This is a genomic window from Haemophilus haemolyticus (assembly GCF_003493605.1).
Classification (GTDB): Bacteria; Pseudomonadota; Gammaproteobacteria; order Enterobacterales; family Pasteurellaceae; genus Haemophilus; species Haemophilus haemolyticus_J.
This window is the reverse complement of the sequence record NZ_QQKA01000001.1, coordinates 271,166-284,411: the sequence shown is the minus strand read 5'-3', so window position 1 is coordinate 284,411 and position 13,246 is coordinate 271,166. Positions and strand designations below refer to the sequence as shown.

The following is a 13,246-nucleotide window of genomic DNA, read 5'->3' as shown; positions in this document are numbered from 1 at the left end:
CATAACTTAAAAGCAAACAAAAATGACTGATTTAACCGGAATTTTATACATTGTTGCTACGCCGATTGGCAATTTACAGGATATTACCCAGCGTGCTTTAGATACTTTTGCTCAAGTGGATTTAATTGCAGCAGAAGATACCCGTCATAGTGGCCTTTTATTAAGTCATTACGGTATCAAAAAGCCCTTTTTTGCTTTGCATGATCACAATGAACAAGAAAAAGCCCATATTTTGGTGGAAAAACTTAAACAAGGTAGCAATATTGCTTTGATTTCTGATGCGGGGACGCCATTAATTAGTGATCCTGGTTTTCATTTAGTACGCCAATGCCGTGAAGCTGGTATTCGCGTTGTTCCTTTACCCGGAGCATGTGCGGCAATTACCGCTCTTTGTGCATCGGGGATTGCTTCTGATAGATTTTGTTTTGAAGGCTTTTTACCTGCGAAAAGTAAAGCGCGCAAAGATAAATTAGAAAATATCGCAGAAGAAGACCGCACTTTGATTTTTTATGAATCCACTCACCGTATTTTAGATACGCTAGAAGATATGCAATTGGTGTTAGGGGAAGAACGATATATTGTGTTAGCCCGCGAAATTACTAAAACTTGGGAAACGATTACGGGTAATACGATTAAAAATTTACGAGAATGGCTTTCAGAAGATCCAAATCGTACAAAAGGCGAGATGGTTTTGATTGTTGAAGGCAAACCAAAGTCTGACAATAACGATGAAATCTCCCCACAAGCGGTGAAGGCGCTTGAATTAATTGCAGAGGAATTACCGCTAAAAAAAGCGGCGGCTATTGTTGCTGAGTTGTATGGTTATAAGAAGAATGCTTTGTATCAATTTGGATTAGCGCATTTGGAAATATAACCTCAAAATTAACCGCACTTTATTCATCCGATTTTAATCTGTTCGGTTGCTCCAAACTGATACAAGCTCTTACAAGATATTTACTTTTAGACTGGAAAAAATATGTTAAACCAAGTTTCAAATACATTACTGACACCAAGTAATCTTTCAACTCAAACATTACTCAATATTTTTGATGTTATGTCGCATCGCAATATTGATTATGCCGATCTGTATTTTCAACTTAGCCAAGATGAAAGTTGGGTATTGGAAGATGGCATTATAAAAGAAGGCGGTTTTCATATTGATCGTGGTGTTGGCGTGCGAGCAGTTTCTGGTGATAAAACAGGTTTTGCTTATGCCGATCGAATTAATCTCGCCTCTTTGCAGCAATGTGCGGAGGCTGTAAAGGGGATCGCGCAAGTAAAACAGGGGAATTTGATTTCGCCATCTGCTTTTAATGTTGTAAATCCTATTGCTCGTTATGCAGCGATTAATCCTTTGGAAAGTTTGACTAAAGAGAAAAAAATTGAGCTATTACATTTGGTTGATCGTACAGCGCGCGCAGAAGATCATCGTGTAACCAAGGTTTCAGCAAGCCTCAGTTCCGTTTATGAAGAAGTATTAGTCATGGCGACGGATGGTACATTAGCCGCAGATATTCGCCCTTTAGTTCGCTTATCTATTTCTGTTTTAGTTGAAGAAAATGGCAAACGTGAGCGTGGCAGCTGTGGTTCAGGTGGGCGTTTCGGTTTAGATTGGTTCTTTGAAATTGTTGATGGCGATATTAGAGCTGTAAGATTTGCTAAAGAAGCGGTTCGTCAAGCACTCGTAAATCTTAGTGCAGTTGCAGCACCAGCAGGATTAATGCCTGTTGTATTAGGTGCTGGTTGGCCGGGTGTGTTGTTACACGAAGCGGTAGGTCACGGTTTAGAAGGGGATTTTAATCGTAAAGAAAGTTCACTTTTCACAGGCAAGATTGGTGAGCAAGTAACTTCACCGTTATGTACGATTGTAGATGATGGTACGATTGAAAATCGTCGAGGTTCATTAACTATTGATGATGAAGGTGTGCCAAGCCAGTGCAATGTACTCATCAAAGACGGGATTTTGCAAGGTTATATGCAAGATAAAATGAATGCCCGTTTGATGGGCGTAGCACCTACGGGGAATGGACGACGTGAGTCTTATGCGCATTTGCCAATGCCTCGAATGACTAACACCTATATGCTTGCGGGCCAAAGTCAGTTTGATGATTTGATTGCTTCTGTAGAACAGGGCATTTATGCACCGCACTTTGGTGGCGGGCAAGTGGATATTACGTCTGGTAAATTTGTCTTTTCTACTTCAGAAGCTTATTTAATTGAAAAAGGAAAAATCACAAAACCAGTTAAGGGCGCAACTTTAATCGGTAGTGGCATTGAAGTGATGCAAAAGATTTCTATGGTTGCGAATGAAAGCAAACTTGATCCAGGTATTGGCGTTTGTGGTAAAGAGGGACAAAGCGTGCCAGTAGGTGTTGGACAGCCCGCACTAAAAATTGATGAAATTACCGTGGGTGGTACAAATTAAACCAAAATTGCGCAAAAGATCACAAAAATCCCATTAAAATTGGATTTTTACTGGCAATTTTATTCAAATTTTGATAGCCTCTATGAAATTTTATTTCTTTTAATTATTTGAAATTATGTTGAAAAGAATTTTAGTTATTATCGGTTTAGCGACGCTAGCTACCGCTTGTTCTAATGGTCCTCGAACGGCAAATCACCAAGTTATTTCAGAAAGTGATGATACTCAATTAACCGGTTTGATTAGTCATTTAGAAAAAGGTAATCGTTCAGGGATTTTCCACAAAGTGAGAACAAACCGTTCATCTGCATTGATGGGCGATAAGGCTTTAGCAGGTGTTTATAATGAATGGGTAGGCACTCGTTATCGTATGGGCGGTACGACTAAACGTGGTATTGATTGTTCAGCATTTATGCAAACAACTTTTTCTGAAGTTTTTGGTATTGAATTGCCTCGTTCTACGGCTGAACAGCGTCATTTAGGTAGAAAAATTAATAAATCAGAACTTAAAAAAGGCGATTTAGTTTTCTTCCGTAAAAATAATCACGTTGGTGTTTATATTGGTAATAACCAATTTATGCATGCAAGTACAGGGCAAGGTGTGACGATAAGTTCCCTTGATGAAGAATACTGGGCTAGAACTTACACTCAATCGCGCCGTGTTATGTAATGAAAAAGAAAAACCGAAGATTAAGTTCGGTTTTTTTAATCGGTTTATTGATAAAAATCCCCTCTTTTAGTCGAGGGGATTTTTATTATTCTTTAAATTCTTCCATCATTTCTTGCGCTTTTTTTACCATATCTTGTGAACCCACAAATAATGGAACACGTTCATGAAGTGCGGTTGGTTCGATATCTAAAATTCGGTGATAACCATCTGTTGCCACACCACCAGCTTGCTCCGCTAAAAATGCAATTGGATTGCCTTCATATAATAAACGGAGTTTTCCATTTGGATAGTTGGTTGCACTTGGGTAAATATAAATACCGCCTTTTAATAAATTGCGGTGGAAGTCTGCTACAAGTGAACCAATATAGCGAGAGGCGTAAGGGCGATTGGTTGCTTTATCTTCTTCTTGGCAATATTTAATATATTTTTTCACACCTTGCGGGAATTTGAGGTATTGCCCTTCATTGATGGAATAAATCCGACCAGTTTTTGGCATTTGCATGTTTTCGTGAGAAAGACAGAATGTACCGATTGATGGATCATAAGTAAAACCATTAACCCCATGACCAGTGGTATATACCAACATAGTTGATGAACCATAAACAATATAACCCGCGGCAACTTGTTTATTCCCTGGTTGTAAGAAATCTTCTAAGGTGACAGGTGTGCCAATTGGAGATACACGACGGTAAATAGAGAAAATTGTACCGACGGATACGTTTACATCAATATTTGAAGAACCATCAAGGGGATCAGTTAAAATAATGTATTTTGCATTGCGTCCACGTTCCGTATCAAATGCGATAAAACTTTCTTCTTCTTCAGATGCAAACCCAGCCACTTCTTCACGTGCCATTAATGCCGCTTTCATCGTGTTATGGGCGAATAAATCAAGTTTCATTTGACTTTCGCCTTGTACGTTTTCAACACCAGATTGACCTAGAATATTTGTTAAACCTGCTTTGTTAATATCTCGATGAATAATTTTTGCTAAAAGACGAATTGACGACAAAATACCACTCAATTCCCCTTTTGCGTTTGGATATTCAGCTTGGCGTTCAACGATAAATTCACTCAATGTTTTCATAATTTTCCTTTTAGTTTTTCATAATGCGTAAGTTAATTATAGGGAGTTTGGAGTGTAAACTCTAATGGCAGATTATCAGAATGGGATCTTTATCACAAAAAATTCACATTTATTACTGCAATTTTTAGAAACTATCGCTTATTTTTGAATAAATTTTGGAGTGTTTTTATGCATTTGCGCTCCAAATAAACTTGAGCTACCATAACCGCACTTTATTAAGCCAAAAGGTAAAAAATGAAAATTGCATTAGGCATTGAGTATAACGGGCAAAATTATTATGGTTGGCAGAGACAAGAAAAAGTCCGCAGTGTACAAGAAGAATTAGAAAAGGCACTTTCTTGTATTGCGAATGAAAAAATTGAAATATTTTGTGCGGGTCGAACGGATTCTGGCGTAAGTGGAACGGGGCAGGTTGTTCATTTTGAAACCAATGTGATTCGTCCTGAGAAAGCTTGGGCTTTTGGCACTAATGCTCATTTACCTGATGACATTGCAGTGAGTTGGGCAAAACAAGTTGATGATGAATTCCATGCTAGATTTTCCGCAACAGCACGCCGTTACCGCTATATTCTTTATTGTAATAAATTACGCTCTGCGATTTTAGCGGGGGGAATGACTCATTGCCATTTAGATTTAGATGCGGAAAAAATGCATCAAGCAGGACAATGTTTATTAGGAGAACATGATTTTTCCTCTTTCCGCGCTGCACAATGTCAGTCTCATACGCCTTGGCGTAATGTGCATCATTTGAATGTGTCTCGTATCGGGCAATATATTATTGTTGATATTCAGGCGAACGCTTTTGTGCATCATATGGTGCGTAATATTGTGGGAAGTTTGATTGAGGTCGGTGCTGGAAATAAGCCGATTGAATGGATGCAATGGTTACTTGATCAGAAAAATCGTCAGCTTGCTGCACCAACAGCAAAACCCGATGGATTGTATTTGGTTGATGTGATTTATCCGCAGAAGTTTGATATTCCTAAACGCCCAATTGGCCCTTTATTTTTAGAGGATGGTTTATTAAATCGTACTTTGAAATAAAGCGTAATTTCATGTTTTAAATAACCATATCTGAAAATATTCTTCATAAAAAATTGACCGCACTTTAAAAGTGCGGTCAATTTTAAGTGAGTTTTATATTAATTTTGATATTCCATAATTCACTAAAAATCCACCAATCACTAGCCATAAATAAATCAGTATCCCTAAAATCAGAGGTTTTAATCCAGCTTTCTTGATTGCACTTGCTTGTGTCGTTAAGCCAAGTGCAGCCATCGCTGAAATTAATAAGAAAGAATCGATTTCAACTAATAATTTCACGAGTTCTTTTGGTAATAAATCAAAAGAATTAAAAATCGCAACGCCAATAAAAAGTACAGCAAACCAAGGAATTGTAATTTTGTGAGAGGTATTTTCTGATACCCCATCACTACGTGTTAATAACCAAGAAAGCATTAATAAAAATGGTGCGAGCATCATCACTCGGATCATTTTGGTAATGACGGCGGTATTCGCCACGATAGGATCAATATTTCCCCCTATCGCATAAACTTGAGCCACTTCATGCACGCTAGAGCCAACATAAATACCGAATTGATGAGCGTTAATTAAATTTTGTGACCAAGTGTAGAAAAATGGATAAGTAAAAATAGAAAGCGTCCCGAAAATGACCACTACGGCAATCGCCACTGAAACTTTATGAGATTCTGCTTTGGTAACAGGCTCTGCCGCCATAACCGCTGCTGCACCACAAATACTGCATCCTGCCCCAGTGAGATAAACCAATTGTTTATCCATTTTTAGATAACGAATGCCCAAAAGTGCGGTAAAAAAGAACGTTGAAATCAGCATGATTGCATCAGTGACGACAGCATTTAATCCAACATCGGCGATATCGCCAAAGGTGAGTCGAAAACCATACAGCACAATGCCGGTGCGAAGAAGAGGACCTTTCGCAAATAATACACCTTTTTCCACTTGTGCAGAAAATTGCGGGTAAATGGTATTGCCGATTGCCATTCCCAGCAAGATGGCAATAATTAAGGCGCTGATATGATAGTGATGAGAAAAGTCGGTACTCCCTAAGTGGCTGGCAAATACAGCGATAATCGTGATAAATATAAGTCCGAAATAAAAGGGACGAGTGTTCATTTTTTTCTTTCCTTAGTTAGTGTGAGTTTCCTTTACCCAGGCACTTTCATCCAAAATTTTTCCAAAATAACTTTCCACTAAACGGCCAGTTACATCTGTTTGTGGATCGGTAAATAGCGTTTTAGGCGTACCGCTCTTTATCATTTTCCCTTTATCCATCACGATGACCGTGTCTGCAATATGCTTAATCACTCCAAGGTCTTGCCCTACATAAATATAAGAAATACCTAAATGTTGCTGCAGATCAAGGGTTAAATTTAGTAGCTGAATGCGTACTGAAGCATCTAGATTGCCAAGTGCATCATCTATAATAATTATTTCAGGTTCTAAAATCAGCGCGCGTGCTAAAGCGACACGCTGTTTTTGGCTGATAGAAAGATTTTTGATTTTTAGATTAGTGTAATCAGGGTAAAGCCCTACAAGTAACAGTGTCTCAAAGATTTTTTGATTGCGACGTTCTTCATCCCAATCTGTTGCTAAACGTAGCGGCGCATCTAATGCCTCACCGATATTTAAGCGAAGATTAAACGCTGAATTCGCATCTTGGAACACCATTCGAATATGTTGCGCGCGGTATTGAAAATCCTCAAATTGCAATTCATGATCGTTAAATAAAATTCTGCCAGAAGTGGGCTGTGTAATGCCCGCGATCATTTTTACTAACGTTGATTTTCCAGAACCATTTTTGCCGATAATCGCCAAAGTTTGTTGGCGCTCAAGAGAAAAACTTACATTTTCTACCGCATTAAAGTCACTCGTGCCAAATAAACGCTTGCGGCCTTTGAAGGTTTTAGTCAAATCTTCTACTTGTAATAACGGCATTATTCATTTCCTTTGCTTGCAAGGGTTAATGGTGCACTCGTTGCTTTTTCTTTGAAGGTTTTCTCACGTAAATTAATTGGATAGTGGCAAGAAAATTCATGTTGTTTTATTTTGAATCGAGTTGGTTTTTCAATACATTTTTTCTGTGCAAAAGGACAACGAGGACCAAGACGGCAACCAATAGGCATTTGTTCTAAAATTGGCACGGTACCTTCTAAGGTGCTTAGTTTGCTTTTAAATCCCAAAGGCTGAGTAAAATCAGGCACGGCATTAATCAATGCTTGCGTGTAAGGATGATGAGGGCTTTCAAGCAACATTTGCGTTGGGCCTGATTCCGTATTTTGCCCGCAATAGAGTACAGAAATCTGATCGCACCATTCACTAATACTTCTGATGTCATTGCTAGCCAATAAAACGGTTGTGCCTTGGTTTTGGTTCATACTAGAAAGTAATCGAAATACCTGTAATGCTGTTGTCGCTTCTAATGCATTAGTCGGTTCATCGGCAATGAGCAATCGAGGCTGATTTGCCACTGCAATAGCAATCATGACTTTTTGTCCTTCGCCTTCTGTTAATTCATTAGGATAGCTTGCCATGATGTCTTTGTGTTCTTTTATCCCTACACGATGCAATAATTCAATGGCACGGCGTTTTTTCCAACCAAACCATTGCCACCATTTGCCTTTAAATGTCCAATTCGGGATATTTTGGATTAATTGTTTACCAATTTTCCGACTTGGATCAAGACAAGAAAGGGGATCTTGGAAAATCATAGATATTTCTTTGCCGACCAATTTTCGGCGTTTATTGGGACTAAGTTTTAGTAACTCTACATCATGAAAGCGAAAGCGATCTGCGGTAATAATCCAGTTTTCTTTGATGGCATTACAAATTATTTTGGCGATTAAACTTTTACCAGAACCTGATTCGCCAACAAGCCCACAAATTTCCCCTTCATTAATCGATAAGTTTACGCCGTCCACAATCTTAACGAGGCCGTTTGAGGTTTGTATTTCGATATTTAGGTTACGGATGTCTAGTAGTGCCATAAATTATTCGTAATATTGGTTGATAGCTTTAGTTAAGCCATTGCTAAAAATAATGCTTAATAAAATGGTAAAAATAATTGCAAAGCCAGGGAGTAATACTGTCCAAGGTGCAAGGTAGAGTAGTTCTAAAGAATCTCGAATCATTGCGCCCCATTCTGGGGTTGGTCGTTGTGCGCCAAGGGAAATAAAACTCAAGGCGCTAATATCTAATATGGCGACAACAAATGCTCGTGCAATTTCTTGAACATAGATTACGGTGATATTAGGTAAAATGGTACTTTTTAATAATTCCCAGTTAGAAATACCCTCGAGTTTTAACATGAGCACGTAATCTTTTTTCAATTCTTGTTGAATTGCTCGATAAATTGCATGGATGAAATACGGCAATATCGCTAAAAGTGTTGCGAACATTGCATTCAATAAACTAGGTTCCATCAGAGTGGAAATCACGATAGCAATGAGCAAAATAGGGAGCGATAAAAAGGCGTCGAAAATATGACCGACAAAACGCGCTTTTAAGCCTTTCAACATACCAGCGACAATCCCAAGGGTTCCACCAATTAAGGCAACTGCAAGCACGACTAGTAATGATGATCCAATAGTGTAACTTGTGCCCATAATTAGTCGGCTTAGTACATCACGGCCTAAATCATCAGTACCAAAGAAAAAGGCGATTTGACCTTTTTCGACCCAAGATGGCGGCATTAATTCTTGCCCGACAAACTGCATATTATGAGCATAAGGCGCGATCCAACCGCTGAAAAGTGCGGTTAGAATTAACAACGTTAATAAATAAAAGCTGAACAACGCAACAGTATTTTTGCGAAATAGCAGCCAGATTTGGAATATTGAAGTATTTTCTCGAAATTCTTCAGGTTCTTTATCTTGCATACCAACCTTTCTTTTTAAATGGATCAAGCACTAATGTTATCGCTTTAATTAAAGTGTCGATTAAAATAATGCAAACGCCAATGACAACCACACCCGCTGAAATACTATTGTAATCTTGTTGCGTTACGGCATCGATCAGCCATCGACCAATTCCTGGCCAGCCCAAAGCGGTTTCTACCAACATACATTGAGTTAATACTAGGGTAAACACGCGCGGTACTTGTGGAACAAGCAGAGGAAACGTGTTACGGAATACATATTGATGGAGAATTTTCCATTTTGACCAACCCCGTGTTGTGGCAACTTTGGCAAAATTTTGGTTCAAAACATATTCTGCTCGTTGTTGAATAATTCGGATAATTTCCATTGTTGGCAAAATGCAAAGCACCAGTGTTGGTAAGGCTAAATGTTGCAAAACATTTTGTACAATTTTGGTGCGATAAGGCACATCTATAAACCAAACATCAATGACTGGGAAACCAGTAATCGGTTTTATTTCATAGAGTAAATTGTATTGCCCAATAGACGCAATTTCCCAATGATTTACCGCTGCGACATAAAGCAAAATCGGCGCTAGCCAAAATATCGGAATTGATAAACCAAGATAAGATAAGCTTTTTAAACTTTTTGCGAAAATATGCTGAGAATTTACCGCACTTATAATGCCAAGCGGTACGCCGAGAATGAATGCCAATAAAAGTGCGGTAAAACATAGCTCTAATGTGGGTGGAAGCACAGTTAGAATTAGATCTATCAGCGATTTCCCACCGTTATAAGTAATCCCAAAATCGCCATGTAATAAGGTGCTTAAATAATTAAAATAACTGGTATAAATATTGTGAGTGACAAGATCTGCATTAAGCGGATCTCGCAATAAAATCACGAAACTTAGCAAAGATAACACAAGCAAGAGTAATGTTACCCAAAGGGTATGGCGAATAATAGACCACAACATTAGGGTTTCTCCTTGTGTAAGCGTAAGTCCGAAAAGTTAAGACTACCAAAAGGTGTCATTTCCACGCCTTTTACTTGGCTGTTTGCCACCAAAATGCGTTTTACATTCGCGATAGGGATAATTGGCAATTCCTGTAGAATTAGTTCTTGAGCATCATTATAAGCACGCGCTCGTTCAGATAAATTAGATGTGGCAATCGCGCGATCCATTAAATGATTAAATTCTTCGTTACACCAGTTAGATAAATTTGTGATTTCATTTTGCGTATTACAGCTCAAAATAGGGCGCATAAATCCATCAGGATCAAGATTTCCTGCTAACCATCCAGCTAAAATTAAATCATAATTTTCTGATTTATTGCGAAGTTGCTCACTCAAAAATGTGCGTGTCACTGTCCGCACTTTCACTTTCACGCCCACTTGCTCCAAATCGGATTTAATCATTTCCGCCATTTTAAAAGGGGCTGGGTTATACATTTGTTCTTCATTAATCACCCATAAATTGAGCGAAAGATGTTTATTTTCTAATTTTTTCTTCGCGACTTTTGGACTGTAATCAAAGTCAAATTCTGGCGTGTTTACGCTAGAAGCCCAAGATACTTCAGGAATAATGTTATTCGCCACTGTCGCAGTATTGTGATAGATGTTGTGAATAATGCGTGCGCGGTTCAAACTTTGTGAAATGGCTTCTCGAATACTACGATCCTGCATCAATGGTTTTTCAAAATTGAAAGCAAGATATGCTAAATTCATTCCGTCAGTGGATTGCATATAGTAGTGCTTATCGTTACTCTTTAATAAGCCGATTTGGCTCACTTCAGGATAAGACGCTATTTGACATTCATTATTGAAAAATTTGACGAGTCGCCCGTTTCTATCAGTAGATAAATCCACGATAATATTTTGAATTTTTGCTTCTTTTTTCCAATAGTTTTCGTTACGCACTAAGCGAACATATTGGTTATACACATAATCCTTTACTTGATAAGGTCCTGTGCCCACTGGGTGAGTATCTAATTGAGCAAGATTATCATCTGCGCTTAATTGATAGGCATATTCTTGTGAAAAAATAATTGCATATTGGCTGGCAAGATGCGACAAGATCGATGAATCTGGCTCAAACAATTCAATTTTCACTTGATAAGGTGAAAGTGCGGTCACTGATTTAATTTTTTCATTAAGCTTAATGCTATCAAAATAAGGAAAGCGAACTTTTCTTGCTTGCTCGTGAAACACTTTATATTGTGGATTTTTATAGGTAATTGCTGTTTCTGCTAAGGTTGGCAAGTAGGTGTCATGACCCAACACACGATTAATTGAAAACACCACATCTTCCGCATTAAAATCACGAGTGGGGGTAAACCAAGGAGTATGATGAAATTTAACCCCGCGGCGTAAATTAATCAAAATTTCTTTGTTATCTGATGAAATTGAATAGGATTGTGCGAGCACGGGCGTAACATTCGCGCTATGGTTTTTGATTTCAAAAAGTTTGTTATAAATTTGCTCTGTTACGACATTCATACTGGTGCCTGCATCCGCAGTTTGTGGATTAAAAGAAAATCCAGAGGCATTAGTACAATAAGTTAATCCGTTTTCTGTTAGGTGTTCTGGTACGCGCGGGGCCGCTTGAAGTTGAGAGTTCAAGCCAATACCAAACATAAAACAGAAAAACGTAAGATTTTTGCGTAACATAACAAATACATTGTGATAAATTATGTGCCAAATTGTAAGGCATATTAGTAAAAATGGCTAGGATATTGAATGTTTAATAGGGTTCAAAACGAAATCAATCAAATCATTAATCGTGGTTTTGACCGCACTTTGCGTTTGGCGGTAACTGGGTTAAGTCGGAGTGGAAAAACGGCGTTTATTACAAGTTTAATCAATCAACTTCTCTCCATTAATCAAAATTCATCACAGCATTTGCCCTTGTTTGAAGCGGCTAGAAATGATGCGATCTTGGCGGTAAAACGTGTATCTCAACAAGATCTCAGCGTGCCACGTTTTGATTATGAAAGTAATTTAAATGATTTGTCACAAAATCCGCCTCAATGGTTTCAGTCTACTCGGGGTGTGAGTGAAACGCGTTTAGCCATTCGTTTTCAACGTCAATCTGGCTTGCTACGTCATTTGAAAGAACGCGGCACGCTTTATCTGGATATTTTTGATTATCCAGGGGAATGGCTACTCGATTTGCCGTTGTTAAATCTAGATTTTCAACAATGGTCACAAGAACAAGTCAAGGCAACCACAGGTATTCGCGAAGAATTAGCGCGAAATTGGCTTGCTATGTTGCAGGATTTGGATTTAAGTGCGGTCGCAAATGAAGATGTTTTAGCTAAGATAGCGAAAAGTTATACGGATTATTTACACCAATGTAAAGCGCAAGGAATGCAATTTATTCAACCTGGTCGATTTGTATTGCCAAGTGATTTAGACGGTGCGCCCGCATTACAATTTTTCCCATTAATTCATCTTTCAGAAGAACAGTGGCAAACCTTGAAAAAAACAGCTAAATCAAATAGCTATTTTGCCGTGCTGACAAAACGTTATGATTATTATCGCAATAAAATTGTGAAAGGTTTTTACGAAAATTATTTTTCTACCTTTGATCGCCAAGTTATTTTGGCGGATTGTTTAACGCCTTTAAATCACAGTCAGCAAGCCTTTTTAGATATGCAAATGGGCTTAAATCAGTTATTTAATAATTTCCATTATGGCAGCAGAAATTTTCTTCATCGTTTGTTTTCTCCGCGAATTGATCGATTAATGTTTGTTGCGACGAAGGCGGATCATATTACTCGTGATCAAATTCCTAATTTAGTGAGTTTAATGCGCCAAATTGTGCAAGAGGGCGGTCGCCATGTAGAATTTGAAGGAATTGATACGGAATATACCGCCATTGCGGCTGTTCGTACCACAAAGCAAGTGATTGTAAATCAGCAAGGAAAAGAAATTAAAGCAATTCAAGGGATTCGTTCTATTGATAAACAACCGATTACGCTTTATCCAGGAACGGTGCCAAGTAAATTACCAAGAACAGAATTTTGGCAAAAACAACCGCACTTTGATTTCGATAGTTTTGAACCTCAGCCTTTAGAACAAGGGGAGAGTATTCCTCATTTGAGAATGGATGGGGTTTTACAATTTTTATTAAGTGATCGATTTGAATAAAAAAGTGCGGAAAATTTTCC

At 38.3% G+C, this 13,246-nt stretch carries 12 protein-coding genes; 5 read left to right on the top strand and 7 right to left on the bottom strand.

The features are described 5' to 3' along the window. The first annotated feature begins 22 nt into the window (after window positions 1-22). From rsmI to DV424_RS01320, 3 genes are all read left to right on the top strand, one after another. Entirely contained in the window at window positions 23-874 is an 852-nt protein-coding gene (gene rsmI / locus DV424_RS01330; RefSeq protein ID WP_118858795.1) for a 16S rRNA (cytidine(1402)-2'-O)-methyltransferase, read from the top strand. 102 nt (window positions 875-976) lie between these two features. Next, window positions 977-2,425 carry a metalloprotease TldD gene (tldD, locus tag DV424_RS01325; protein WP_118858794.1) on the top strand — a complete coding sequence of 483 codons (1,449 nt, stop codon included), beginning with the start codon at window positions 977-979 and terminating at the stop codon, window positions 2,423-2,425. A gap of 115 nt (window positions 2,426-2,540) precedes the next feature. Then, window positions 2,541-3,092, top strand: a complete 552-nt coding sequence (locus DV424_RS01320; protein WP_118858793.1) for an NlpC/P60 family protein — start codon at window positions 2,541-2,543, stop codon at window positions 3,090-3,092. Between the two features lie 85 nt (window positions 3,093-3,177). On the opposite strand, the gene fbp is transcribed toward DV424_RS01320, so the two are convergent. After that, window positions 3,178-4,179, bottom strand: a complete 1,002-nt coding sequence (gene fbp, locus DV424_RS01315) for a class 1 fructose-bisphosphatase (protein ID WP_118858792.1) — start codon at window positions 4,177-4,179, stop codon at window positions 3,178-3,180. Between the two features lie 234 nt (window positions 4,180-4,413). Here fbp and truA point away from each other — a divergent pair, with 234 nt between their 5' ends. Continuing rightward, window positions 4,414-5,223 (top strand): tRNA pseudouridine(38-40) synthase TruA, encoded by an 810-nt coding sequence (gene truA / locus DV424_RS01310; RefSeq protein ID WP_118858791.1) that lies wholly within the window; start codon window positions 4,414-4,416, stop codon window positions 5,221-5,223. A 93-nt stretch (window positions 5,224-5,316) separates the two neighbouring features. Here truA and DV424_RS01305 read toward each other — a convergent pair whose 3' ends face one another. Genes DV424_RS01305 through DV424_RS01280 form a run of 6 tightly spaced genes read right to left on the bottom strand, consistent with a single transcriptional unit; the run spans window position 5,317 to window position 11,744 of the window. Further along, on the bottom strand, window positions 5,317-6,333 hold the full coding sequence (locus DV424_RS01305) for a YeiH family protein (protein ID WP_118858790.1): 1,017 nt from the start codon (window positions 6,331-6,333) through the stop codon (window positions 5,317-5,319). A gap of 12 nt (window positions 6,334-6,345) precedes the next feature. Further along, window positions 6,346-7,155 carry a peptide ABC transporter ATP-binding protein gene (locus DV424_RS01300; protein ID WP_118858789.1) on the bottom strand — a complete coding sequence of 270 codons (810 nt, stop codon included), beginning with the start codon at window positions 7,153-7,155 and terminating at the stop codon, window positions 6,346-6,348. Beyond that, window positions 7,155-8,204 (bottom strand): peptide ABC transporter ATP-binding protein, encoded by a 1,050-nt coding sequence (locus DV424_RS01295; protein WP_118858788.1) that lies wholly within the window; start codon window positions 8,202-8,204, stop codon window positions 7,155-7,157. Before DV424_RS01295 ends, DV424_RS01300 begins: the two co-directional genes overlap by 1 nt. Before the next feature lie 3 nt (window positions 8,205-8,207). After that, on the bottom strand, window positions 8,208-9,095 hold the full coding sequence (locus DV424_RS01290) for an ABC transporter permease subunit (protein WP_005635811.1): 888 nt from the start codon (window positions 9,093-9,095) through the stop codon (window positions 8,208-8,210). Beyond that, window positions 9,085-10,050 (bottom strand): ABC transporter permease, encoded by a 966-nt coding sequence (locus DV424_RS01285; RefSeq protein ID WP_118858787.1) that lies wholly within the window; start codon window positions 10,048-10,050, stop codon window positions 9,085-9,087. The genes DV424_RS01290 and DV424_RS01285 overlap by 11 nt, the downstream gene beginning before the upstream one ends. After that, on the bottom strand, window positions 10,050-11,744 hold the full coding sequence (locus tag DV424_RS01280) for an ABC transporter substrate-binding protein (RefSeq protein ID WP_118858786.1): 1,695 nt from the start codon (window positions 11,742-11,744) through the stop codon (window positions 10,050-10,052). The genes DV424_RS01285 and DV424_RS01280 overlap by 1 nt, the downstream gene beginning before the upstream one ends. Before the next feature lie 69 nt (window positions 11,745-11,813). Here DV424_RS01280 and DV424_RS01275 point away from each other — a divergent pair, with 69 nt between their 5' ends. Next, a complete protein-coding gene (locus DV424_RS01275) occupies window positions 11,814-13,226 on the top strand; it encodes a YcjX family GTP-binding protein (protein ID WP_118858785.1) in 1,413 nt (470 codons plus the stop codon). Window positions 13,227-13,246: the final 20 nt, after the last annotated feature.

What these genes read in the sequence shown, in the direction of transcription:
- DV424_RS01275 (WP_118858785.1), top strand. Translation starts at nt 11,814, where the DNA reads ATGTTTAATAGGGTTCAAAACGAAATCAATCAAATCATTAATCGTGGT.
- DV424_RS01290 (WP_005635811.1), bottom strand. Translation starts at nt 9,095, where the DNA reads ATGCAAGATAAAGAACCTGAAGAATTTCGAGAAAATACTTCAATATTC.
- DV424_RS01305 (WP_118858790.1), bottom strand. Translation starts at nt 6,333, where the DNA reads ATGAACACTCGTCCCTTTTATTTCGGACTTATATTTATCACGATTATC.
- DV424_RS01320 (WP_118858793.1), top strand. Translation starts at nt 2,541, where the DNA reads ATGTTGAAAAGAATTTTAGTTATTATCGGTTTAGCGACGCTAGCTACC.
- tldD (WP_118858794.1), top strand. Translation starts at nt 977, where the DNA reads ATGTTAAACCAAGTTTCAAATACATTACTGACACCAAGTAATCTTTCA.
- DV424_RS01300 (WP_118858789.1), bottom strand. Translation starts at nt 7,155, where the DNA reads ATGCCGTTATTACAAGTAGAAGATTTGACTAAAACCTTCAAAGGCCGC.
- truA (WP_118858791.1), top strand. Translation starts at nt 4,414, where the DNA reads ATGAAAATTGCATTAGGCATTGAGTATAACGGGCAAAATTATTATGGT.
- DV424_RS01280 (WP_118858786.1), bottom strand. Translation starts at nt 11,744, where the DNA reads ATGTTACGCAAAAATCTTACGTTTTTCTGTTTTATGTTTGGTATTGGC.
- fbp (WP_118858792.1), bottom strand. Translation starts at nt 4,179, where the DNA reads ATGAAAACATTGAGTGAATTTATCGTTGAACGCCAAGCTGAATATCCA.
- rsmI (WP_118858795.1), top strand. Translation starts at nt 23, where the DNA reads ATGACTGATTTAACCGGAATTTTATACATTGTTGCTACGCCGATTGGC.
- DV424_RS01285 (WP_118858787.1), bottom strand. Translation starts at nt 10,050, where the DNA reads ATGTTGTGGTCTATTATTCGCCATACCCTTTGGGTAACATTACTCTTG.
- DV424_RS01295 (WP_118858788.1), bottom strand. Translation starts at nt 8,204, where the DNA reads ATGGCACTACTAGACATCCGTAACCTAAATATCGAAATACAAACCTCA.